The organism is Helicobacter mastomyrinus (assembly GCF_039555295.1).
In the GTDB taxonomy this organism is placed as follows: Bacteria; Campylobacterota; Campylobacteria; order Campylobacterales; family Helicobacteraceae; genus Helicobacter_C; species Helicobacter_C mastomyrinus.
This window is the reverse complement of the sequence record NZ_CP145316.1, coordinates 2,017,066-2,040,833: the sequence shown is the minus strand read 5'-3', so window position 1 is coordinate 2,040,833 and position 23,768 is coordinate 2,017,066. Positions and strand designations below refer to the sequence as shown.

The 23,768-nt window shown below is 39.8% G+C and carries 24 protein-coding genes and 2 pseudogenes; 12 read left to right on the top strand and 14 right to left on the bottom strand.

From position 1 onward, the window contains the following. Positions 1–4: 4 nt before the first annotated feature. From V3I05_RS10385 to V3I05_RS10350, 8 genes are read right to left on the bottom strand one after another with little or no spacing between them, the layout of a single operon-like run. Positions 5–895, bottom strand: coding sequence for a metal ABC transporter solute-binding protein, Zn/Mn family (locus V3I05_RS10385; RefSeq protein ID WP_300446996.1), 891 nt, complete (start codon positions 893–895; stop codon positions 5–7). Continuing rightward, positions 895–2,232 (bottom strand): SH3 domain-containing protein, encoded by a 1,338-nt coding sequence (locus tag V3I05_RS10380; RefSeq protein WP_343353571.1) that lies wholly within the window; start codon positions 2,230–2,232, stop codon positions 895–897. The genes V3I05_RS10385 and V3I05_RS10380 overlap by 1 nt, the downstream gene beginning before the upstream one ends. A 12-nt stretch (positions 2,233–2,244) precedes the next feature. After that, a complete protein-coding gene (locus V3I05_RS10375; RefSeq protein WP_295700554.1) occupies positions 2,245–2,634 on the bottom strand; it encodes an arsenate reductase family protein in 390 nt (129 codons plus the stop codon). A gap of 3 nt (positions 2,635–2,637) precedes the next feature. Then, positions 2,638–3,129 (bottom strand): low molecular weight protein-tyrosine-phosphatase, encoded by a 492-nt coding sequence (locus V3I05_RS10370; protein WP_300451634.1) that lies wholly within the window; start codon positions 3,127–3,129, stop codon positions 2,638–2,640. After that, on the bottom strand, positions 3,126–4,394 hold the full coding sequence (mqnF, locus tag V3I05_RS10365; protein WP_300859890.1) for an aminofutalosine deaminase family hydrolase: 1,269 nt from the start codon (positions 4,392–4,394) through the stop codon (positions 3,126–3,128). Before mqnF ends, V3I05_RS10370 begins: the two co-directional genes overlap by 4 nt. Before the next feature lie 2 nt (positions 4,395–4,396). Beyond that, positions 4,397–5,212: a small-conductance mechanosensitive channel MscS gene (gene mscS, locus V3I05_RS10360; protein WP_295700548.1), complete on the bottom strand. Its 816-nt coding sequence runs from the start codon at positions 5,210–5,212 to the stop codon at positions 4,397–4,399. An 8-nt stretch (positions 5,213–5,220) separates the two neighbouring features. After that, positions 5,221–6,453 (bottom strand): metal-dependent hydrolase, encoded by a 1,233-nt coding sequence (locus tag V3I05_RS10355; protein WP_295700545.1) that lies wholly within the window; start codon positions 6,451–6,453, stop codon positions 5,221–5,223. Positions 6,454–6,478: 25 nt separating this feature from the next. Further along, a complete protein-coding gene (locus V3I05_RS10350) occupies positions 6,479–7,189 on the bottom strand; it encodes a cytochrome c biogenesis CcdA family protein (protein WP_300451640.1) in 711 nt (236 codons plus the stop codon). Between the two features lie 158 nt (positions 7,190–7,347). On the opposite strand from V3I05_RS10350, the gene V3I05_RS10345 reads away from it, so the two are divergent. Both V3I05_RS10345 and V3I05_RS10340 read left to right on the top strand, forming a co-directional pair. Next, entirely contained in the window at positions 7,348–8,955 is a 1,608-nt protein-coding gene (locus V3I05_RS10345; RefSeq protein WP_343353568.1) for a DEAD/DEAH box helicase, read from the top strand. Beyond that, the gene (locus V3I05_RS10340; protein ID WP_343353566.1) at positions 8,906–9,562 is read left to right on the top strand and encodes a hypothetical protein; all 657 of its coding nucleotides are present in this window, start codon (positions 8,906–8,908) and stop codon (positions 9,560–9,562) included. Before V3I05_RS10345 ends, V3I05_RS10340 begins: the two co-directional genes overlap by 50 nt. 113 nt (positions 9,563–9,675) lie before the next feature. Here V3I05_RS10340 and ligA read toward each other — a convergent pair whose 3' ends face one another. Then, positions 9,676–11,631, bottom strand: a complete 1,956-nt coding sequence (gene ligA / locus V3I05_RS10335; RefSeq protein WP_343353565.1) for an NAD-dependent DNA ligase LigA — start codon at positions 11,629–11,631, stop codon at positions 9,676–9,678. Between the two features lie 107 nt (positions 11,632–11,738). On the opposite strand from ligA, the gene V3I05_RS10330 reads away from it, so the two are divergent. Genes V3I05_RS10330 through V3I05_RS10320 form a run of 3 tightly spaced genes read left to right on the top strand, consistent with a single transcriptional unit; the run spans position 11,739 to position 14,819 of the window. Next, positions 11,739–12,707: a chemotaxis protein gene (locus V3I05_RS10330; protein ID WP_300446972.1), complete on the top strand. Its 969-nt coding sequence runs from the start codon at positions 11,739–11,741 to the stop codon at positions 12,705–12,707. A 42-nt stretch (positions 12,708–12,749) separates the two neighbouring features. After that, on the top strand, positions 12,750–14,498 hold the full coding sequence (aspS, locus tag V3I05_RS10325; RefSeq protein ID WP_343353564.1) for an aspartate--tRNA ligase: 1,749 nt from the start codon (positions 12,750–12,752) through the stop codon (positions 14,496–14,498). Between the two features lie 9 nt (positions 14,499–14,507). Further along, positions 14,508–14,819 (top strand): YbjQ family protein, encoded by a 312-nt coding sequence (locus tag V3I05_RS10320; protein WP_295700528.1) that lies wholly within the window; start codon positions 14,508–14,510, stop codon positions 14,817–14,819. A gap of 56 nt (positions 14,820–14,875) precedes the next feature. Here the strand turns inward: V3I05_RS10320 and V3I05_RS10315 are convergent, their stop codons facing one another. The 3 genes from V3I05_RS10315 to obgE all read right to left on the bottom strand — a co-directional run bounded on the left by V3I05_RS10315 (position 14,876) and on the right by obgE (position 17,055). Next, positions 14,876–15,217, bottom strand: a complete 342-nt coding sequence (locus V3I05_RS10315; protein WP_300446968.1) for an outer membrane beta-barrel protein — start codon at positions 15,215–15,217, stop codon at positions 14,876–14,878. Next, positions 15,195–15,476, bottom strand: a complete 282-nt coding sequence (locus tag V3I05_RS10310) for an outer membrane beta-barrel protein (RefSeq protein WP_295700521.1) — start codon at positions 15,474–15,476, stop codon at positions 15,195–15,197. The genes V3I05_RS10315 and V3I05_RS10310 overlap by 23 nt, the downstream gene beginning before the upstream one ends. A 535-nt stretch (positions 15,477–16,011) precedes the next feature. Next, positions 16,012–17,055 carry a GTPase ObgE gene (gene obgE / locus V3I05_RS10305; RefSeq protein ID WP_343353562.1) on the bottom strand — a complete coding sequence of 348 codons (1,044 nt, stop codon included), beginning with the start codon at positions 17,053–17,055 and terminating at the stop codon, positions 16,012–16,014. A gap of 96 nt (positions 17,056–17,151) precedes the next feature. Here obgE and V3I05_RS10300 point away from each other — a divergent pair. Continuing rightward, positions 17,152–17,286 (top strand): annotated as a pseudogene (locus V3I05_RS10300) (glycosyltransferase family 2 protein); the annotation flags it as partial. A 236-nt stretch (positions 17,287–17,522) separates the two neighbouring features. Here V3I05_RS10300 and rpmA read toward each other — a convergent pair. Then, positions 17,523–17,780: a 50S ribosomal protein L27 gene (rpmA, locus tag V3I05_RS10295; RefSeq protein WP_034589087.1), complete on the bottom strand. Its 258-nt coding sequence runs from the start codon at positions 17,778–17,780 to the stop codon at positions 17,523–17,525. Between the two features lie 12 nt (positions 17,781–17,792). Next, positions 17,793–18,107 carry a 50S ribosomal protein L21 gene (gene rplU, locus V3I05_RS10290; RefSeq protein ID WP_295700511.1) on the bottom strand — a complete coding sequence of 105 codons (315 nt, stop codon included), beginning with the start codon at positions 18,105–18,107 and terminating at the stop codon, positions 17,793–17,795. Between the two features lie 128 nt (positions 18,108–18,235). Between rplU and V3I05_RS10285 the strand changes: the two genes are divergently transcribed. From V3I05_RS10285 to V3I05_RS10260, 6 genes and pseudogenes are all read left to right on the top strand, one after another. After that, on the top strand, positions 18,236–19,063 hold the full coding sequence (locus V3I05_RS10285; protein WP_300732861.1) for a M23 family metallopeptidase: 828 nt from the start codon (positions 18,236–18,238) through the stop codon (positions 19,061–19,063). A 15-nt stretch (positions 19,064–19,078) separates the two neighbouring features. Then, positions 19,079–20,083, top strand: coding sequence for an NAD-dependent 4,6-dehydratase LegB (locus V3I05_RS10280; RefSeq protein WP_300446962.1), 1,005 nt, complete (start codon positions 19,079–19,081; stop codon positions 20,081–20,083). Positions 20,084–20,162: 79 nt separating this feature from the next. Then, a complete protein-coding gene (locus tag V3I05_RS10275; RefSeq protein WP_300599622.1) occupies positions 20,163–21,215 on the top strand; it encodes a radical SAM/SPASM domain-containing protein in 1,053 nt (350 codons plus the stop codon). A gap of 14 nt (positions 21,216–21,229) precedes the next feature. Beyond that, positions 21,230–21,482, top strand: a pseudogene (locus tag V3I05_RS10270) (glycosyltransferase family 2 protein); the annotation flags it as partial. A gap of 258 nt (positions 21,483–21,740) precedes the next feature. Beyond that, positions 21,741–22,523, top strand: coding sequence for a glycosyl transferase (locus tag V3I05_RS10265; RefSeq protein ID WP_300450951.1), 783 nt, complete (start codon positions 21,741–21,743; stop codon positions 22,521–22,523). A 59-nt stretch (positions 22,524–22,582) separates the two neighbouring features. Further along, positions 22,583–23,767, top strand: a complete 1,185-nt coding sequence (locus V3I05_RS10260) for a LegC family aminotransferase (protein ID WP_343353559.1) — start codon at positions 22,583–22,585, stop codon at positions 23,765–23,767. Position 23,768 lies beyond the last annotated feature (1 nt).

Genomic DNA, 23,768 nt, shown 5'->3' with positions numbered 1-23,768 from the left:
ACTTCTACTCTTTAAAATATTGCTGCATACACGAAGCAATCTCATCTAATGCGAGATTAAGCGCGATTTGACAGGCATTGCTTTGCAGGGACAAAAGCCACGATGGAGCCAAAGGGTCAAGCTCGATAATACGTAGATTAAGCTCTTTAGCCAACATCTCCACACGTGATTTTGCATATTGAGGTTGGATAAAAATGGCTTTTATATGATGATTTCTAGCATATTGCATAAGTGCGCTAAGCTCCTTACCCTTTGGCTCCTTGCCCTCATTTTCTAGGCTTTTTTCATTTAGGTTAAAATCCTTAGCAAAAATCTCAAAGGCTGGGTGATAGACGATAAAATGCTTTTGTGCCTGTGGAGTACCAAAGAGCAAACGCGTTTTGTCCGTGATAGTTTGCAATGTTTTAATAAGCTCTGTGCTATTGTGTTTGAATATATCCTTATGCGCCACATCTGCTTTGCTTAAAATATCCGCGATAAAAGCCACTTGTGGTTGCATACTTTGTGCAGAGAGCCAAATATGCGGATTGTGTATGGGTATATGGGTGGTATGTGCGTGGCTTTGCGGCATTTGTGCAAGCGTAGAGAGATTGTAATATATGAGTGAAGGATTTGCAAGGCTAAATCGCTTAAGCCACGGGGATTCAAAGGGCATACCTACGCCAAAAAAGATATCCGCTTGAGCGATATACTTCATCTGCGCGATACTTGGCTCATAAATTTCTGGGGATTTTCCTTGAGGAACAAGCACTTCTACTTGCACATATTCGCCACCAATACGTTCTATCATCTCTTTTTGCGGCAGCACACTCACTATGACTTTGATAGATGTAGCTTGGAGCATAGCAAAACAAGTGCATAGAAGAAACACATATCTTAGATAGGTAAGTTTCATTACTTTGCTTGTATTTGCTTGGCAAGGATTGAGAGGTCAGACATTGCACCGATTTTATCAATAAGCAGCGGCGATTTCGCAAAAGTGCCATTATGCTCCTCACCTACGTGAAGCGTGGTAATCACTACACCACCTAACATATTCTCATATTTTTTGCCTGTGGTTACGCTCCACACACTATGGGCGATAAGTGCTTTCCCCTCAAAGTGCCCAATATAAAGCATAATATGTCCACTCTGCCATAAAAGCGTTTGATAGGGTGTAGCATTAGCGATAATAAAAGCTTCTTTTTCCTCACGTGTAAGCGTGCTTAAATCAACGCTATTTTTGCCATAATTCACTTGTGCTTTAGAATTGCGCGGTAAATGTATGCCATATTGGGAGAAAATATCCCGCACAAAGGCAGAGCAATCGCGATTTTCAAGCAATCCTCCCCAGCCATATCGCTGCCCTAGCATTGCATTAATAGTTTTAGCGATGTTTTGCGTATCTAATTCAAGAGGAAATGGGCTAAAATGCGATTTTAGCCCATAGAGAATCTTCTGCTTTGCATTGCCATTGGGCATTCTTGTATATGTAACAAGCGCGATTTTATCACCCTTTGTATGACTTCCTGTTTTAAGCGCAAAGATTTGCCCGATACGCGCTTGTGTGGCAAAATCACCCTTTGCATTATAGAGCAGAATTTTATCTTCAATGGGTGTAACATATTGTTTAAATCCTCTAATCTCTTTAATCTGCTCCTTGCTTAATATACCAACATGCTCTGCTTTCACCCAGCCATACACAAAGCTTGATTGAATATGCACCCACGATTTATCGCGGCTTGTATGTGTAATCAGCACCGGTGTGCCAACAAAAATCAATGAGTTTTGCCATCTATCAAAAGGATAGCCATCAGGCTTATTAAACATAGGTTTAATCGTAGGCACAGCACGCACATCAGTGGTAGTAGTGATAATAGCCCTAATGGCTTTACTTGGGTAAGATTCAATATCCATAGAATCTAAAATTTCTTTTGTATAAGAGAGAGGGTTGGCTTGTAGATTCTCTCCAAAACCCGCATTTTTAAGCAGTGAAGGCTTAATCCAAAATACTTCATTTACATTAGGATTAGGCTTTTCCTGCCAGATAGAATAATATTTTTCCAAATAATCATTTTTAAGCACAGCAAGAGCCTTGCTATCAACTTTTATTTGAGAAGATTCATCAATATAAATAAGCGCATCTTGGGGAAGCTGTTCTAAATCCTTGATTTTCGTGATTTGAATCACCTTTTGCGAACACGCACTAAGATAAAGCACATAAAGCAAAAGGGCAAAGATTCTATACTTCATTTACTCACTACCTTAAAGTTTTTTATTTTGATATGTATGAATAAGCCCTATAATCGCTTCTTCCTCATAGCCGATAATAAGTGTCTTGTCATAGGTAATCACAGGACGTTTAAGAAGCAAAGGGTATTGCGTGAGTAATGCTATCTGCTCCTCAATCAATGCCTTAGAATCAGTAATTAGCCCCTCTTTAATCAGTCCTTCTTTTTTAAGATTCTTATATGTTGTGCCTTTGGTATTTAGCACCTTGCCAATGCCCCTTTGCTCTATCCACCCACGAATAAGCGGAGCAGAAGGCACTTGCACCTTTAAATCAATAAAGCTAAAGGGAATGCTATGCTTGTCTAAAAGCGTGGTAGCCTTTTTGACACTGCCACAAGTTTTAATACCATAGAGTGTAATCATTCTTTACCCTTTTGTGACTAAATCTTGGGATTCTACCATAGGATAATATATAGAGAGTAGATTCCGCACACAAAACTCTAGCATTTGATAGATTTTCTCAAAGCTCTCCGCGTCCCTATATTTATAAGGGTCGGGTATGTCCGCGCCCTTTAGTCCAAAATCTCCAAGCTTTTTCACCTTTGATTTATCAAAGCCAAGTGCGAGTAAATCCGCATAGTTATGCCCATCAAGCGCGATAAGCAAATCAAAGCTATCATCGGCATATACGCTCACACGTCTGCCCTTAAGCTCATCAATACTAAATCCGTGCGCCTTAGCGACATTACGTGAGCCTACACAAGGTGACTCATCGATATGCCACCCGCTCGTCCCTGCAGAATCTACCTTAAGATCGATATTATGTTGCCTTACTAGTTCCCTTGCAATCCCCTCCGCTAAGGGAGAGCGGCATATATTACCTAAACACACAAATAATATACTTTTTATCGCGCTCATATTACTGCCTTTGCATTGACATAAAGATGTGTGGGCTTAGTGGCGTGGAGGATAAAATGCAGAGGGGCTTGGTTTACGTGGTTTTGAGCTTCATTGTAAAGTGAATCTTTGAAAGCAAAAATAGCAAAGTCGACATTTTTACCCGCTTGTAATATACCATTATTTAGTCCTAAAGCCTTTGCTCCGTGCAATGTGGCATTGAGAATTAATGCTTTTCCAAGGGCATTAAGATTCGCTTTTTCATAGGCATAGAGACTCACTCGCAATTCATCAAGGAGATTGACATTATTATTTGAGCTTTTGCCATCTGTGCCAATGGCTAGAGGAATGGCAGCAGATTCTATAAGATGGCGCGGGAAAAAGGCATTGTTCAAGAGACGATTACTGCGCGGACAAGTGATAATGGCTGCCTTAAGTGTCTCTATATGCTCTACTTCTGCAGGGCTAATATGAAGGCAATGTGTGAGAGATAAGGGTTGGTTTTGCAAAGGAGAAAGCATATCTAAAAAGCTCTGTGGTGTATAGAATCTACTAGGATTTGCTAATCCTGCTAATCTTTGAAAAAAGCCCTTGAAATAGCCGCTATTATCTCCAAGCCATTGGGCTTCTTGTGGAGATTCTAAAAAATGCGCAGAGAAGGGCAAATGCTCTTTATGAGCAATTTCTATAATTTTTTGTGCCATTATGGGGTGGAGCGAATAGGGTGAGTGCAGAGCAAGCGCAGGGATAAAGGTCTCATTTTGAAGCTCTTTAGCTCTATAAAATCGTTCTAAAAGATTGCCATAAAGCATATCTATTGCACTTGGATTACTCCCTATGGCTTCATTAAAATACACCACGCGCAAAGGACTTCGAGCAAGGAAGGGCATATCGCCCCCATAGCTACTTATCGCCCCCACGCTCCCTACTCCTGCGCTAAGCTGCTCATTAATACCTTGCGTGATAATAGATTCCATATCATTATGTGCTAAGACACTATCGCGTTGAGACATCAAGCTATCGAGCCATTCGCCAAAATCGCCATAGCAAAATTGCGCCAAATGTGCACCAAACTCAAAATGAATATGTGCGTTAATAAGAGCGGGTAGAAGGACACTATTGTGAGCAAACTCCGCTTTCGCGTGAGGATAGAGGGCGCATAGCTCCTCATAAGTGCCTACTTCTAAGATTCTATCTTTGTTTGCTTCAAATGCAATCCCGCCATTATGGATAATACTAAAGGATTCATCACATACAAATACCAAGGACGCACCAAAAATATGCACTATCAATCCGCCTTTATGATATTCACATCAAGCTTATTATACGGAATCTCAATGCCATTTTTATCAAGCTGAGCTTTGATAGATTCTAACACTTTGCATTGGGCGTTTAGCACTCCAGATTCAAGCTTCACCCAAAAGCGCAAGGTAAAGTTTAAAGAGCTTTCCCCAAGCTCACTTAAGCCGATAAAATATGTCTGTGCTAAATCCACTTCAGGAGTGTTTTGCAACACATCATTGATAATATTTTTCACAGATTCTACATCACTTTGATACCCCACGCCAATGATTAAATCGATACGTCTTTGCTCATTGAGCGTAGTATTTACAATATTTGCCTTAGCGATATTGCTATTAGGCACAATCGCAAATTTGCCATCAGTGAGGCGCAAATGCGTGGTAAAAAGATTGATTGCCTCCACATAGCCCGTCATACCACTAATTTCTATCAAATCTCCCTGCTTAAAAGGGCGGAGAATGATGAGTATGATACCACTTGCCACTGATGAGAGAGAATCTTTAAGCCCTAGCGCGATAGCCACACCCGCTGTGCCAAGCACAGCAATGATAGAGTTTGTCTGCACACCGATAGTGCCAAGTGCAGCAATGATGATAACCACAATAGAGAGAATAAAAATTACCTGCGAGATGAATTGTCCTAAGATTGCATCACGTTTGGCAATGGCTTGAGAGATTTTCTTTCGTATAAAACGCGAGAAATAATATCCTAAAACAAGAATAAGTGTTGCCTTTAAAAGCGCGATACCTAGTATTTGAAGCTGCGGGATTGAACCTATGAAGTAATTTTCAATATCTTGCATAATTATCCTTATATACGTGAAGTATGGAGGGTTTGAAGGCTAAAGAGTGCCTCTACTTTACCATAAAGCTCCTGCCCATCATAGGGCGAGAATGTATCGTTAAAGACAAAAGATTCATTAGGATTAATGATAATAAGCTCGGCGATTTTCCCCTCTGCTAATACCCCTTTATTGAGGTTTAGAATCTGTGCGGGGATATAGCTTGTGAGTTGAGAAATGAGTGGGAGGGGAATATTATTAGCTTTATGCAGATAGGTATAAAGCAGTGAAAAATATATTTCGAGTGCGTCTATGCCAAAACTTGCCATTTCAAAGACTTGGTCTTTTTTCGATTTGAAATCCGCACATTGTAGGCTTGTCAAGGTGCTTACTTGCCCCTTTTGTAACAAAGATAGAATCTGTGCAAGTGATGACTTATCCACTAATGGAGGATTAATTTTTGCGGCGGTATTGTAGTTTTCGCATAAACTTTCATCAAGCAATAAATGATGTATAGAAGTTTGCGTGTAAAATGTCGCCTGTATGGAAGAATGCAAGGCAAAATGATGAAGTATATCAAAGCTACGCGGATACACAAGCGTATCAAAAATAAGCTTTATAGGCAGTGTGTGGAGCATTTCAGCGATTTTTGCTACTTCTTTTGTTTGACTAAAAGCAGGGATAGAGGGTAGCCCAAGCGATGCACTTAGAAGCCCCTCATTCATCACGCCATCAGCTACACTTCTATCTTGACAAAAGCAAATAAGCGGAATATCCAGCATTTGCGCGTATTGAGCGATTTTCATAAGGCTATGGGCGTCAATATCGCTTTGAACAAATATAGCGCGTCCGCCACTATGATACAAGGTGCTAATATCGCTAAGTTTGCCCTCTAAGTTGAGCGGATTGATAGCAGGGAGAAGGTGGATAGGAGATTGGCTATTAAGATTCTTAATCAGCTCTATGGAGCCGCTTTCGCTACAAGTAGGCGTTGTTCGGGGATAGAGCAATATGCTTCCTACACCGCCTTTTAAGGCTTTTTGCGCAAGGGAGAGGAGATTTTTCGTGCAGAGAGAGAGACTTTTAGGTGCTACATTTAAATCAATCATCGCAGGAAGCAGGAGTTTGCCTTGTAAATCAAGCACTTCCTCACCAGGTAGGAGGGAGAGTGATCCAATTTGCGTGATGATTCCATCTTGGGCGCGTAAATCGCCTGTTTTTATACCTTGATAATCACAAAGGGTTGCATTTTTAAATAGCACTTTCTCTCCTTTTGAATATCTTTAATTATGGTAATAAAAAATCTGTCTTTTGGGCGATAATAAGCACACCAATGAGTATAAGCAAAATACCAGAAATCACCTCTATGGGTCGTAAAAATGCGGTGAGCTTTTTCAAGAATCTTAACGCAGCATTAATAAAAAGTGCGACTAAAAAAAACGCTAAACCTAATCCAAGAGTGTAGCATAGCATAAGCCAAAAGGCGTGAGTGGGATTAGCAAGTGAGAGGGTAAAAATCGAGGCGAGGATAGGACCCACGCAAGGACTCCAGCCGATACTAAAGCCAATACCAAGCACAAAGGGCGAGAGGAAGCCAAATCGCGTATAGTCAAAATTGTGCTGAATATGCCTGTGTAAAAATGTGTATTTAAAATGAAACAAAAAGTGAAGCCCAAAGAATATAATCACACACCCCGCCAAATAACGCAACCACGAAGCAGTAAAAATCTCTCCAAGTGTAGATGAGGCAAAAATCCCAAGTGTGATAAACACAAGTGAAAATCCAGCGATAAAAAGTAAGGAAGTAAGAATGATTTTTCCCTTATGCGCGGTACTTGTATGCTGCAAGTCAGATATACCCACGCCTGAAATATATGAAATATAAGGAGGAATAAGTGGCAAAATACAAGGGCTTAAAAATGTAAGAATCCCAGCAAGTAGGCTTACCATAAAAGGCATAGAGCCATAAAGCGTTAAAAGTGTATCGTCTAGATTCATTGCTTTCCTTTGTGTCTTATGAAGTATGGCATTATATCCAAGCGGGATAATATTTTTGTAAATTTCACTTTAAAAGCACAATTTTTGCTATAATTCCGCCTTACATTTTCATTAACACATTCATTAAATACAATGATTGAGACAAAGGGTAAAACACTATGAATCACACAAATACAGATAGCGGTGATTGCCTCCAGAGCGAAAACGCACAGGGCAAAGCTACGCAGAGGGCGACACATTTAGATAATGCAAATACGCAAGATTCTATCCCATTAGAGCAAGAAGGCAAAGAAAAGGGCTTTGAGGAATTTGGCTTAAAGGAATTTGTGCTAAAGGGCATTAAAGAGGCGGGATTTAGCACACCTAGCCCAGTGCAAGAACAAAGTATTCCTATTGTTTTGCAAGGTAAAGACCTTATCGCACAGGCACAAACCGGTACAGGCAAGACAGCAGCATTTGCTATCCCTATCCTTAATGCACTCAATCGCAATCAAGAGATTGAAGCACTTGTCATCACGCCCACAAGGGAACTTGCTATGCAAATTAGCGAGGAGATTCTAAAGCTTGGGCGTTTTGGACGTATTAAAACCATTTGTATGTATGGGGGGCAGAGCATTAAGCGGCAATGTGATTTATTAGAAAAGAAACCAAAGGTGATGATAGCCACACCCGGTAGGCTGCTAGACCATTTGCAAAATGGACGCATAGCGCATTTTGCACCACAAATAGTCGTGCTTGATGAAAGCGATGAAATGCTTGATATGGGCTTTTTAGATGATATTGAGGAGATTTTTAAATTCCTACCTAATACGCGACAAACTCTGCTTTTTTCAGCTACAATGCCTGAACCCATCAAGGCTTTGGCAATGAATATTCTAGATAATCCCGCCTTTGTGAAAATCACGCCTACAGATATTACAAATAAAGATATAGAGCAGCAATATTACATTATCAACGAGGGAGAGCGTGATGAGGCGGTAGTGCGCTTGATAGAAACACAAAATCCCACAAAGAGCATTATTTTTACACGTATGAAAAAAGAAGCAGACGCATTAGCGACAAGGCTTATTAATCGTGGCTTTAAGGCGATGGCATTGCACGGAGATATGGAGCAATGGGAGCGACGAGAGAGTATGAAAGCCTTTAAGCAAAACAAAATCGAATTGCTTGTCGCTACCGATGTAGCATCACGTGGGATAGATATTAGCGATGTGAGCCACGTATTTAATTATCATATCCCGCTTAACCCTGAAAGCTATGTCCATCGCATTGGGCGCACAGGACGTGCAGGGAAAAAGGGAGTAGCTATTACCCTTGCTACGCCGCTTGAATATAAAGAGCTAAGCAAGATTAAGAAAATGACAAAGGCAAAGCTTACGCTTTGTGAGATTACACAAGAATATAGCGATGACGCCTTTTCACAGGAGCTATCTCAAACAAAGGTAAGCGATAAATCAGTGATGATTTATGAAAAGCTTAAAGACAAGATAGACACAACACAGCTCTGTTTGAAACTCATTTCACTGCATTTAGAAAAAAACAGCAACGCAAAGATTGGATTTAGTAAAGAGCAAATCGCGCAGCTTGAATCCGTGAATGAAGCAGGGGGGCAAAAAAGAAGTGGGAAAAAACCCCATAGCACAAAGCCACATCGCACGAGAAAGCCACAAGGCAATGCTAGAGATAGCAAGGCAAAAAGCAAAGGCAAAAAGCGATATGACGATATTGATAGAAGCCAGCCTTATACAGGCAGTATTTGGGGGTAGAATCGTGTTTGTGCGATATGCAGTGAAACTTGTGCTTGCAATAGGAATGCTATGTCTGCAAGTACAGGGCTTAGACTTCTCCACTGCACCTATCCCTGCGGATAATCACACTTTTGGGAGTTTAAGCATTGGTGGGGTGCATTCTAAGATTTGGCACACATCAGGCAATAGAACTATGCTACAAGACTACGAGAGTGCGCGTAATGCGGTGATTTTTGGTTTAAAGCGAGGTGTTATGCTAGGCAATTCTAAAGCCTTTCTTTTGAATGCGTGGATTGATGGAAGTGCAGGATCGGAAAACAAAAATGGATTTTATGCCTTTTCTTTGGGCGGACAAATGGGATATAGATTTTTCAATGGACGTGTAATATGCTTAGTCGGCGGCGGCTTTGAGATGAGTAATTTGGCAATGCCTGATGTTGATGAGCAATATAATATCTATGGTGGATTGGTGAGGGCGGAGCTGTTTTTTGATATAGCGCGTGGATATGGATTAAGTATAGGGTATCAACAGGGCTTTAACTACAAGAGCAAAAAGCTGCTTGATGAGCGATTTGACACATCGCAGATTATGCTTACTTTGAGCTATTATGATTTTAGTATATAAGGCTAGTCTAAATACTACAAAACAAATTCCTTTCTGCTTGGCATTTTTTACTCGCAAATAAATAAAATCTCTTAAATTTATTTTACAAAACTCATCACCTTATCTTAATTAACTCATTCTTCCGTAAGAAGGGTGAAAAGCTCTGCTTCGTTTAATGTCTTTATGCCTAAATCTTGTGCTTTCTCTAGTTTGCTCCCTGCTTTTTCTCCATAAACGACAAAGTCCGTCTTTTTACTCACGCTTGAGACAATCTTTGCGCCTTTAGATTCTAAAAGTGCGCTGATAGTATCGCGTGGTTGGGAAAGTGTGCCTGTAAGCACGATAGTTTTACCATAAAAAATATGGCTACTATCAATTTGTAAAATCTCTATACGTGGCTGAATGATGGCAAGTAATTGCTCAATAAGTGCCTTGTTTGCTCGGTTAAACTCAATAAGGGAATACGCCATCTCCTCCCCGAAGCCATCAAGACTCATCACATCTTCTAAAGATATGTTAAAAGTCTCTAAGCCAAATTTTTGCGCGAGTTTCTTGCTCGCTCCTTCGCCAATATGTTCAATCCCAACTGCATTGATAAACCGCCACAATTCCACACCTATAGTATCTTGTATCGCATTAATGAGGTTTTGTGCGCGTTTGTCTTGCCAACCCTCAAGAGCTAAAAGCTGCGTAGTATTCAAGGTATAAATATCTTTGATATTCCGCACAAGCGCATTTTCATAGAGTTGAATCACGATTTTTTCACCCAAACCATCGATATTTAGTGCCTTTTTGGATGCAAAATGAATAATAGATTCTATCACGCGTGCCTCACAGCTAAGATTTTGACATTTGATAAAAACCTCTTCGACAAGGAGTTCCTCACCGCACACAGGGCAATGCGTAGGTTTAACAATAGCCTTTTGTGTGCCATCACGCAAACCTACAAGGGGCTTAATGATTTTCGGTATCACATCGCCACTGCGGATAATAATCACTTCATCGCCAATCATAATATCCTTGCGCTCAATCTCGCTAAAATTATGCAAAGTCGCACGTGCAATCATCGCCCCCTCAATCTCCACAGGCATAAGCTCTGCCACAGGCGTGATAATTCCCGTGCGCCCTACTTGCAAACTCACAGATAAAATCTTGGAGCTTTTTTCAATCGCAGGGAATTTATACGCACAAGCAAATCGCGGGGCTTTAATCGTCCAACCTAGCTGGTGTTGGGAGGCTATATCATCAAGCATAATAACCATACCATCAAGCATAATCGCATAACTATTGCGTTGAGAAAGGAGAAGGTTATATATGTCCTGTATATCCACCTTATCTTTGCAATGCTTCAAAAACGGCACAGGTATGAAGCCAAAGCCTATAATGCTTTGCAAAGCGTCATAAAAACTTGCAAAATGCTCTAGTCCCGCCCCAATACCCCAAGGCATAAAGCGTAATTTACGTTGAGCAGTGATTCTAGAATCTAGCTGTCTTAAACTCCCTGCAGCAGCGTTTCGAGGATTGGCAAAAAGACTTTGATTGTCTTTTAATCGCTCTGCATTGATAGATTCAAAATCATCTTTAGCAATGACTACCTCCCCACGTATCTCAATATCCCCCATAAAGTCGATTTCAAGCGGAATGCTTTGTATCGTTTTTGCATTTTGCGTTACCAATTCTCCCTCTATGCCATTTCCTCGCGTAGCCGCACTTATGAGTTTGCCCTGTGAATAAAGTAGATTCAAACTCGCACCATCAAACTTAGGTGAGCAAGTGAAAGTCGCGTGAGGATAGACTTTGTAGATTCTTTGTAGCCATTCATCTAGCTCATCAGTATTAAACACATCTTCTAAGCTCCACATACGCTGGATATGACTATTTTTACTAAAAGATTCTAAGGGTGTATCACCCACGCGCTGGGTAGGAGAGGTGAAATCAATAAGGTGAGGATTGCTTTTTTCAAATACTAGGATTTGGTGATAAAGCTTATCATATTGCTCATCAGTAGCTATTGGCTCATCAAGCACATAATAATGATAAGCCATTTTCTTTAGAATCTGCACTTGAGTGTGGTATTCTTCACTTGTCATAAGAGTTTTCCCTTTAAAATTTGGGTTTAGTGCTTAGAATTTATGTATTTTGCGATAGAATTATATCATTTTTAAATGTTATAATTTTTAAGTTTTGGAGGCAGATATTGGCAAAAAAGCAAAATGAAATAGACAAAACCACTTCATTACATCTCAATAATGAAGTGCAATTTTTGTGCTTCACATTAGAAGAAGAAAAAGATGGCACAAATCAGCTTTATGCAATGAATGTATTTAAGATACGTGAAATTATTTATTATGATAATGAGCTTACTGAAACAGCGGGAGACAATAGCGGTATCGTGCTAGGCTATCTTACCGTGCGTGATGAGACTATACCGCTTGTAGATATGCGTCGATGGCTATATTATAGCAAAGAACACCCTGATAGAGACTTGCGGGAATTTTCGCTTGATACTAAAAAAAGCTTAGTGATTATTTGTAGCTTTTCTAATAGCACGGTAGGACTTAAAATTATGGGTGTGAAGCGCATTATCCATAAAAGTTGGAGTGATATAAATGTTGGCTCGGAATTTGGTATTGATGGAGATTCTAAAATTACAGCGACAGCAAAATATGATGATGGCTCTGTGATACAAGTCTTAGATGTAGAACGAATGCTCACTGAAGCCTTCCCCTCTGTCAATGCTGCAAATGAGCTCGAACTCAATGATATTGCGGCAATTTCAAGTGATAAAGTCGTGCTATTGGCTGAAGATTCTAAATCTGCGGCAAAATCTTTACAAAAAATCATCGAAAAACTCGATTTAAGATACTTTAGCTTTCCTAACGGCAAGGCTTTGCTTGATTATTTGCATAATCCGGGTGTGGCTGCAAATATCGGTGCGGTTATTACGGATTTGGAAATGCCTATTGTATCAGGCTTTGAAGTATTAAAACGTATCAAAGAAACACCTGCAACTTGTCATATCCCTGTGATTATTAACTCTTCAATGAGTAGTGATAGTAATCACCAAATGGCAGAGCGGCTTAATGCTGATGGCTTTATTACCAAATCAAATCCTATAGAAGTAGAACAAGCATTACGTCAAATTCTTGTAGGCATTAATCTTTAAAATTGCATTAAAATCCTCTATTTCATTTTACAAGGGTAAAGTATGTTAAGAACTCATTTATGCGCAGATTTAGGAGAGGAGCATATAGGCACAGAGGTGCAAGTATGCGGCTGGTGTAACACATATCGCGACCACGGGGGTGTGGTATTTATCGATTTGCGCGATAAAAGCGGTATTGTTCAGCTTGTGTGCGACCCAAGCAGTGAGGCACATCATATCGCTTCAAGTGTGCGTGATGAATATGTGCTTATCGCACGAGGCAAAATACGAGCTAGAGGGGAAGGATTAGAGAATCCAAAGCTCAAAACAGGCAAGATTGAAATCGTGCTTTCCTCACTTGTGATAGAAAATAAATCCCCTACCCCTCCCATAGCTATCGGCGATGAAAGCGTGAATGAGGAGCTAAGGCTCAAATATCGCTATTTAGATTTGCGCTCAAGCAAGGCTTATCATATCTTTCAAACCCGCTCTAATGTCGCCATTGCCGCACGGAATAGTCTGCACAAAATGGGCTTTTTAGAAGTGGAGACACCTATACTCACGCAGGCTACACCAGAGGGTGCAAGAGACTATCTCGTGCCTTCACGTGTGCATCAGGGGGCGTTTTATGCCCTGCCTCAAAGTCCGCAGCTGTTTAAGCAGCTCCTTATGGTAAGCGGCTTTGATAGATATTTTCAAATCGCGCGTTGCTTTAGAGATGAGGATTTGAGAGCGGATAGGCAGTCAGAATTTACGCAAATTGACATTGAAATGAGCTTTTGCGAGGAAAATGACATCATCACAATGGCAGAAACGCTCCTTAAGGATATTTTTGCCGCTTGTGGAGAGCAGATACAAACGCCCTTTATGCGTATGCCTTATGCGGAGGCAATGGAATCTTATGGGAGCGATAAGCCCGATTTGCGCTTTGAGTTGCCACTTATAGAAGTGGGAGATTTGTTTATAGAATCAAGCAATCCTATCTTTCAAAATATCGCTAAAGATTCTAAGCAAAATCGTATCAAAGCCCTTTGTGTCAAGGGTGGGGATAACTTCTTTTCACGCAAGACTTTGGGAGAGGCAGAGGAGTTCGTGCGTAAATTTGGTGCTAAGGGATTAGCATATATCCAAGTGAAACCTGATGAGTGTAAGGGACCATTGGTAAAGTTTATTAGCCAAGAAGCCCTAAACGCACTACTAAAGCGCGTAGGTGCGGAAATAGGGGATATTATATTCTTTGGTGCGGGGGCGAAAAAAGTCGTGTGGGACTATATGGGGCGATTACGGCTTAAAATCGGTGCGGATATGGGGCTTATCGATGAAAAATTGCGTAAATTTCTATGGGTAGTGGATTTTCCTATGTTTGAAAAGGAGGATGACAGGACAAAGGCATTGCACCACCCTTTCACTATGCCAAAGGATTTGAATAAAGATGATGTGGAAGAGATAGAATCTATTGCCTATGATGTCGTGCTAAATGGCGTTGAGTTAGGTGGTGGGAGCATTAGAATCCATAAAGATTCTATACAGACACAAGTTTTTAAGCTGCTTGGGATAGATGAAGCAGAGGCACAGGAAAAGTTTGGCTTTTTGCTTGAAGCCCTGCGCTATGGTGCGCCACCTCACGGGGGGATTGCTATTGGCTTTGATAGACTTATTATGCTTATCACTCAAGCACAAAGCATACGTGACGTAATTGCCTTCCCCAAAACGCAGAGGGCGACTTGTCCGCTTACAAACGCTCCAAGCCCTGTAAGTGAGGAGCAGCTCAAAGAGCTTCACATACGCACGAAAATCACACAGATGGGATAAAGAATTGTTATGAATCTTTATAGCGTTGATTATCTACCCTCACAGAATTATCAAACACTCGGGCTTGTCAAAGGCTCTATGGTGCAATCAAAGCACATAGGACGTGATATTATGGCAGGACTTAAGGGCATTGTAGGCGGGGAGATTAAAGGCTATACTGAAATGCTTAATGATGCTAGGCATATAGCCACCACGCGTATGATTGAGGAAGCGCGTAATCTTGGGGCAAATGCCATTATTGGCGTTCGCTACGCTACTTCATCGGTGATGAGCAATACTTCAGAAGTGCTCGTATATGGCACAGCTATCAAGATTCATTAAATATCCCGTCATAAATACCACTATGGACGGGACATCTTTAAATAGAAAATACTTGATTAAAAGTTAATAATATACCTCGAGCCGACATTATAGGCACGAGAGCCTACGAACTCCATCTTGCTATTTTCAACATTGCCTGAATACAACGTGTGCAACAAGAGAGGCACCCTTATGATGGCTTCTAAACTCAGTCTTTTATGTATCACACTACGCAAACCGACATTTAAAGACACATCAAGCCCCGTTTTATTAGGGCTTAACCCAACGTTTTCAATTTCATCTACAACCACACCGCTCCAAGTATTTGCTCCTACGCCTACACCCAAAAATGCTCCAAGACTAGAATATCCTGTATCGATAAAATTATAAAGTGCATCAATATTCACACCATAATTCATTCATTGCATTAGTTTCACCTGAACGTTCATAAGTTGTAAAACTCGCATAGGTAAAATTTGCATAATAGCGTAATCCAAAGTTTTGAGTGAAAAATTGCTTATACCCAGCAAGAACATCAAAGCTTAATCCCGCGCCATATCTTTTACCATCACCATCGATAATCACGCCATTTGAGGTAATTTTAGCAGAAGCCGACCCGTGCCCTATACCCGCACCAAAAAATGCACCGCTCTCCTCTGCCATTGCCACAGAAGCCATAGAGGCTGCTAAACTCAAAGCCAAAAACCGAACTTACATAATGTTTTTTCATCACATTCCCTTTGCTATAGGCTATTTCTTAACGAAATACCTAAACATTCTACCCCCCCCCCCCCCTATTTTTGCTTAAAAATAGGGGGGTTTGTTACACCTTATTCAAAGTGTAACAATTTTTTATCTATCCTCATCCTTACTAAAACTCTCAAAAGCACTAGACTTATAGTAATTGCGTCATACAAAAAACGCATTTGAAACAAATTCCCACGAAAAACCTCTAAAATTCCATCAGTATTCATTCAGTATCTCATTTATAGAATGTAGATTGCTCTTAGCCTTCCCTCACAACACAAGCGAACAAGAGCTCTTCTTTTAGCTCTCATTTTCCTACTACAGAATGCTCTTTACCCTATACAAAAGAGAAAAAGAAATACAAAGAAGATATTTCACAAACAACCTAATACACGCTAAATACTTCTAACAGGCTAAATTCAAGGGATTTTAATCTTTACTTAAAAATAAATTCCAAAACGTTATATCAAGCTAGAATCCCTCTTTTTGTATCTTTGAGCGCTTCCATAATGTAAAACTTAAGCTCTTTTAGTCCCATCTTTTGCAAACTCGAAATAGGTAGGAGGAAGCTTTGCGGATTACCTATATGGGCTAAAAATATCTGCAATTCCTCATATTCTTTACAAAATTTATCTCTAAACTCCTCGCCCAAATGCTGTATATCACTCTTTGAAAGCACTATGCCAAAGGCTCTTTGAGCCAATATTGAAGAAAATTTTTTTAACTCCAAAGAGAGAATCTCCCATTGTTCCTTAAGACTTTGCTCCCGCATCGCATCTAGCACAAAAAGTAAGAATCCCGTGCGTTCAATATGCTTCAAAAATGCAATACCTAGCCCCCTACCCTCACTTGCCCCCTCGATAATACCCGGAATATCCGCCATTACAAACGCATTATATTCATCAATGCTAACCACGCCAAGATGTGGCACAAGCGTGGTAAATTCATAATTTGCCACCTCTGGCTTTGCATTTGATAGCACGGAAATAAGCGTAGATTTCCCCACATTTGGGAATCCTACCAACCCCACATCAGCAATCAGCTTAAGTTCTAATCGTATATGCCTCTCCTCCCCCTCTAAACCACTTTGCGCGTAAGTAGGAACTTGATTTGTGGCGTTTTTAAAATGCGCATTGCCCAAGCCACCCTTGCCACCCTTAAGCAAACGCACACGTTTAGGGAAAGTATCCATATCAACAATTAGCTCTTTGCTCTCATGGTTAAGAATCTGTGTGCCAGGCGGCACTTTAATCGTAATATCCGTGCCTCTTTTCCCACTGCAACGTTTTCCCTGACCGGGCTGCCCATTTTTCGCCTTATAATGCCGCGCACCACGGAACTTTGAAAGTGTATCAGTATTATTATCTACCTCCACATACACATCGCCGCCATCGCCGCCATCGCCGCCATCAGGACCGCCATGTATGACAAACTTTTCCCTACGGAAGCTCACTGCACCCGCTCCACCCTTACCCGAAGCGATAAAAATATCTACACTATCTACAAACATTATCTACCCTCGCATTAAACTCACAATACTAGCACGAATCCACTAATAATATTTTGGATTGAATACAATACGCTACATTTTGATTAAGGACTCCCTATGCATACAAACCACAAAGTCGCTATTATAGTGCCAATCTATAATGTAGAAGAATATTTAAAAGATTGCTTGGATTCTATAATAAATCAAAGCTATGCAAATCTAGAAATCATTTTAATAGATGATGGGAGTAGTGCTATATATGCCTTTGGAGGGATATGTTTTGAATCTGATCCAAAATATATACGAGATTTATTAAAACCTTTAGAACCTTATATGCAAAAGATAAGTTTCAATACAAAGATTGCTTATTTTTATCCACGATTGTATAGAGTTTTACGTTTTTTCAAGTCGTATGTGAGGCAGGGGGAGTGAAAGAAAAAGGAAATAAGGCTAGGGTTAAAGATACGCCCCAGCCTAAATACCATTTCTTACGAAGCGGGGATAACAGAAACTTTTTTGCGATTTTTATCTTTTTGCTGAAATTTCACTATCCCATCAATCAAGGCATAAATGGTATGATCCTTGCCTAAGCCTACATTATCGCCCGGATGCACTTTTGTGCCTCTTTGGCGGATGATAATATTACCCGCTCGAACAAATTGTGAGCCAAATTTTTTTACACCTAAACGGCGTCCGGCTGAATCGCGGTTATTTTGAGTGCTTCCCTGACCTTTCTTATGTGCCATAATCGCTCCTTGCTATTTTGCTATAATATTTAGAATCTTCACACGAGTAAAATCGCGTCTAAAGCCTCGTTTTGTCTTGCTGTCTTTTCTTCTACGTTTTTTGAATGTAACGACCTTTTTGCCCCTGCCCTCGTTGATAATTTCCGCCTCAATCTTAGCACCCTTCACAAGCGGAGTGCCAATCTGTGCATTATCTCCATCGACAATAGCTAAAACTTCGTTCAATTCAACCTTTGACTTTGGCTCAAGGCTCATTTTGTCAAGCAGCACAATGCTCCCAACGCTGACCTTGTATTGTTTGCCTCCATTCTTAAATATTGCATACATTGCATTTCCTTATGAATTGAAGTATTTTTGCATTGAAACAAAAGCGCGATTTTAGCTTAAAATTCTTTAATCTAAGCTTTGAATTGCTATAATCTATCATAATAATTTTTCTCTCTTAAAGGGGTGTTATGCATTTGGTTTTTACATATCTTTTTATTGCTTTGTTTTTGGGGATAGCGCCTTTTGTGTCCGCTAAAGAGTCTTTGGCTGAAAATACCGCATATAATGGCACGGCTTTTATTTATCACGCGAATAAGCCTGCATCGCTCACCTATGATAAAAAATTGCTCCATTTTATAAGCCACCCGAGCAAAGCAGATGAGTTTATCGCATTTGTGCCGATTGGCTATTATGACAAAGATGTGAAATTTATCAAAAGCGACACTAAAAATGTCGCAAAAATCACTATTTTGCAAAAGGCATATAAAAAGGAGCAAATCACCGTAGCACAGGATAAAGTGAGCTATTCACAAGAGGTAGCAAATCGCATTGAGAAAGAAAGAAATGATATGCTGAAAGTCTATCGCACTATCACTAAGGACAGATTATGGGATAAACCCTTTATCGCGCCTCTAGATTCTGTTATCACTAGCCCTTATGGAAGTGCGCGGGTGTTTAATAATACGATTAAAAGCTATCACGGAGGCACAGACTTCCGCGCTCAAATTGGCACAGACATTAAAGCAAGTAATGATGGCAAAATAGCGCTCGTGCAAGATCGGTATCTTTCAGGTAAAACCATTGCTATTGACCACGGAGAAGGACTTGTAAGCGTATATTTTCATTTAAGTGATTTTAATGTCAAGCAAGGAGATATAATCAAACGTGGGCAAATCATCGCTAAAAGTGGCGATACAGGGCGCGTAAGCGGAGCGCATTTACATTTTGGCATCGTAATTAATGGCACAAATGTCGATGCGATGGACTTCATCGAGCAAGTCAATGGATTATTTTAAATCAAGGATAAAACAATGCAAATACTTATCACTGGGGCTGATGGCTTTATCGGCTCACATCTCACACAAGCTATTTATGAGCAAACACAAGATTCTACCTCTCCATTTTATCAAGCCCATATAAAAGCCCTTAGCCTTTATAATTCCTTTAATTCGTGGGGTTGGCTTGAGGATATAGAATGCCTTGATTCTATTGAGGTGCTTAGCGGGGATATAAGAGACCCTCATTTTTGCAAACATATCTGTAAGGATATTGATATAGTCTTTCATCTTGCAGCACTTATTGCTATCCCTTATTCATATACTGCACCAGATAGCTATGTCGATACAAATATCAAAGGTACTCTTAATATTTGCCAAGCTGCATTAGAATCTCAAGTCAAACGCATAATACACACTAGCACAAGCGAAGTATATGGGACAGCTCTCTATGTTCCTATAGATGAAAAACACCCATTGCAACCTCAAAGCCCATATTCTGCAACAAAAATTGGGGCTGACGCTATTGCTATGAGCTTTCACAATGCCTTTTCTCTGCCACTCACAATCGCCCGTCCTTTTAATACCTATGGTCCTAGACAAAGCGCAAGGGCTGTTATCCCAACAATCATTACTCAAATAGCCAGTGGGGCTAAAAGTATCAAGCTTGGTGATACTACGCCAACACGCGATTTTAACTATGTCAAGGATACTTGTCGCGGTTTCATCGCACTCTCTTTAGCACAAAACACCATAGGAGAGACTATAAACATCGGTTCTAATAGTGAAATAAGCATACACGATACATTGCTGCTTATCAAAGAGATAATGAAAAGCGATGTAGAATTTATTACGGATTCTCAAAGAATACGCCCACAAAAAAGCGAGGTTTTCCGTCTATGGTGCGATAATACGAAAATAAAAGAACTGACAGATTTTAGCCCTGCTTATACGTTAAAAGAGGGTTTAGAAGAGACTATCGCTTGGTTTAGCAATCCCGCCAATCTTGCTAAATACAAAAGCAATATATATAATATCTAAAAAGGAGTTTCTATGCTTTCATCACAAAATCAAGTTAATCTCGCTACGCTTTTAAATCCCGCAAAAATACTTCCCCATTATGAACGTATCAGCACAAAAGTTGCTACGGGGGGGGGGGATAGTAAATACTCTTCCTCCTATTGCGGTAGAATTTCACTGGTGCGCAAGCTGTAATTACAACTGCATACATTGCAGTTATGGACAAAGAAGACAAAACAAATCTCGCCTAAGCCACGAAATCATCACCCAAACCATCGCCGACTTAAAAGAGCTAGGCACAAAAGCAGTATATCTCTCTGGTGGAGGAGAGCCAACCACACTAAGCAAATGGGATATATACGCACAAAGCCTTATTGAATCAAATATCGAAGTAGCACTTATCACAAATTCTGTCGCTATAAAGCCCGAGCATTATGCGCTTTTGCGGAAGTTTAACTACATCGCAGTATCAGTATATTCCACAAAAGAGGAACAATACAAAGCAATTGTCGGCTCAAATCACTTCTCCGGGCAATTTGAACTCCCAAGCAAGCTCAAAACCAAAGATTCTAAGCTCATCGTAGGAGCGCGTTGCGTTATCAACTCTATCAACTATAAAGAAATTTTCAATACTTACCAAAAGGCTATGGAAAAGGGATTTGACTATATCATCTTTATCCCCGCAGTGGATTATGAAAAACGACGTATTGACCTCACACAAGAGCAAAAGGATAATGTATTAAAGCAAATTGAAAAAGGCTTAGCAAATATCAATCCCGCAACGACAAATCTAATCAACGTAAAAAATAATGGTATCAAACATTATAGTAGCTCCTACCTCCCCAAACTCCAAAAAAGTATCATTTGCAATGCAATAGCAATGCGAAGTAATGCCTTTATCAACTATGATGGTGAGGTATATTTATGCCAACCCCTTATTGGTAATAAAACATATTCTCTAGGGAATCTCAACCAAACAAGATTCAAAGACTTATGGAATGCTCCAAATCATAGTGCTATTATGGCGCGTCTACACGAAAAATTTGCCAAAGGTGAATGTGAAAATTGCCGTGCTATCTCATATAATATCTGTATTGATGAGCTATTACAAGGTATAAAACCTGCTATAATCCCAAATGATAACTTTTTATAGCCAAAGGACCCCCTATGCATACAAACCACAAAGTCGCTATTATAATGCCAATCTATAATGTAGAAGAATATTTAAAAGATTGCTTGGATTCTATAATAAATCAAAGCTATGCAAATCTAGAAATCATTTTAATAGATGATGGGAGTAGTGATAGAAGCTGTGAAATAGCTAAGGAATATTTTTATAAAGATTCTCGCATTACACTTATATGTAAGAGTAATGGAGGACAAGGAAGTGCAAGAAATGTAGGAATAGAATATATAAGTGATGGCTTTTGTCTTACTCCCCTTATGCAAGAGCAAAGCTATTATGTATTTAAAGCTTCTTTAAAAGATAATGCCTTAAGTGCAAATAATATCAACTACCTTACAGGTAAGCCATTAGAATGTATGGGGGGGGGGGCATAAGAATAATATAAATTCTTTTAAGCCTATTGATTATAGTATCAACTCCTGTATTATCTTTTCTCATTCTTCTTATCCCCCTACTGATATAGGATATATTCATTTTGTAGATGCTGATGATATGCTTACATTAGATTGCATAGCTTTATGTATAGAGCAAATTGGTAAATGTGATATGATATGGCACGATACAGAATATGTCTATGAAGATGGGATAGAATCTCTAAGCTATCCTTCACTTTTAGAATCTTTACATATTTCACAAGCAGAAGCTATAGATAAAATATATAGCCCACTTGATGTATGGCAGCATTATGAAGGATTTTCGTGGGTGCATCAAGGAATGTTTCATATTCGCCTTCTTGATTATTTGCGCTTTAGTCCGCAGATTCAAAGTGAAGATGCTTTGTTTGGTATGATTTTATTTGCTAAGGCTCAAAAGATTAAAATCGCTACAAAACCTTTATATATCTATCGTTTTCATACATATTCTACGAGCGAGCATAATTTACAGACAAACACCCCTCTCAAACCATATCCAAACTATATGAGCGATATTGCCTATACTTTTTGTAATCGTTACAAAATCAAACATTATCATTTTGCCTATTCTTGCACTTATATTTGTTTAGGGCTTTTAGCTTTTATAGATACTTTTCCTAAAAATCTTAGCGAATATGAAAAAAAGCTTAGAGATAGGCTTATTGCATTTTTACAAGTGAGGGCTATATATGCCTTTGGAGGGATATGTTTTGAATCTGATCCAAAATATATACGAGATTTATTAAAACCTTTAGAACCTTATATGCAAAAGATAAGTTTCAATACAAAGATTGCTTATTTTTATCCACGATTGTATAGAGTTTTACGTTTTTTCAAGTCGTATGTGAGGCAGGGGGAGTGAAAGCTTAAAAAATTGTGTTACAATATATACCACACATCACTTATAAGGATTCTGCAAAAATGAGCAATCAAGCATTCAAAGATATTTTTGCCTTTATTCGTGAGCTTTATACTATGCCAGAAGGCTTTATCCCCCTCCACGAGCCACGTTTTAAAGGGAATGAAAAGCAATATTTGATAGAATGTATAGAAAGTAGCTTCGTATCAAGTGTAGGGGCGTTTGTAAATGCTTTTGAAGAGCAAATCGCTGCCTTTTGTGGAAGCAAATATGCTATCGCTACGACTAATGGCACATCAGCCCTACACGCTTCGCTTTATGCACTAGAAGTAAATGCTACCTGTGAGGTTATCACCCAACCTCTTAGCTTTATCGCTACAAGCAATGCCATAGCTTACACGGGGGCTACTCCTGTGTATATAGATGTCGATATGGAGAGTATGAGTCTCTCCCCCATCGCGCTTCAATCTTTTCTTCAAAAATATGCCCTCAAACAACAAGATGGGACTACTATCAATAAAAAAAGTGGCAAGACTCTCAAAGCCTGCGTGCCTATGCACACCTTTGGACACCCAGCAAGGATACAAGAGATTAAAGCAATCTGTGATGAGTGGAATATTCTGCTTATTGAAGATGCTGCAGAAAGCTTAGGCAGCTATATTATAGACAATCAGCACAAAATCCACACAGGAGTGATTGGAATCTGCGGAATCCTAAGCTTTAATGGTAATAAGACAATTACTTGCGGTGGTGGTGGGGCGATTCTTACACAAGATGAAGCCCTTGCCAAACGTCTTAAACACCTCACCACAACGGCTAAAATCCCCCACCCCTATGAATACAATCACGATGAACTAGGCTTTAATTATCGTTTGCCAAATCTCAATGCAGCTTTATGCGTAGCGCAAATAGAGCAACTCCCTGCATTTTTAGCAGATAAAAATAATATTGCGCAGGCATACAAATCTTTTTTTAGCTCCATAGCTAATATTGAGTTTATTTCTGCTCGAGATTCCACACAGCCAAACTTTTGGCTCAATGCCATAAGGCTTCCCTCTCAAAAAATGCGAGATGAATTTTTAGAGCAGAGCAATGCGGTGGGGATTATGACACGTCCTATATGGAAGCTTAATAATGAATGCAGCGCATATAGACATTGTCAAAGCGATGATTTAACAAATGCTAAAGCCCTACAAGCAAGTATTGTAAATCTCCCTAGCAGTGTTAGAATCCACGCAAAGCCTTAAA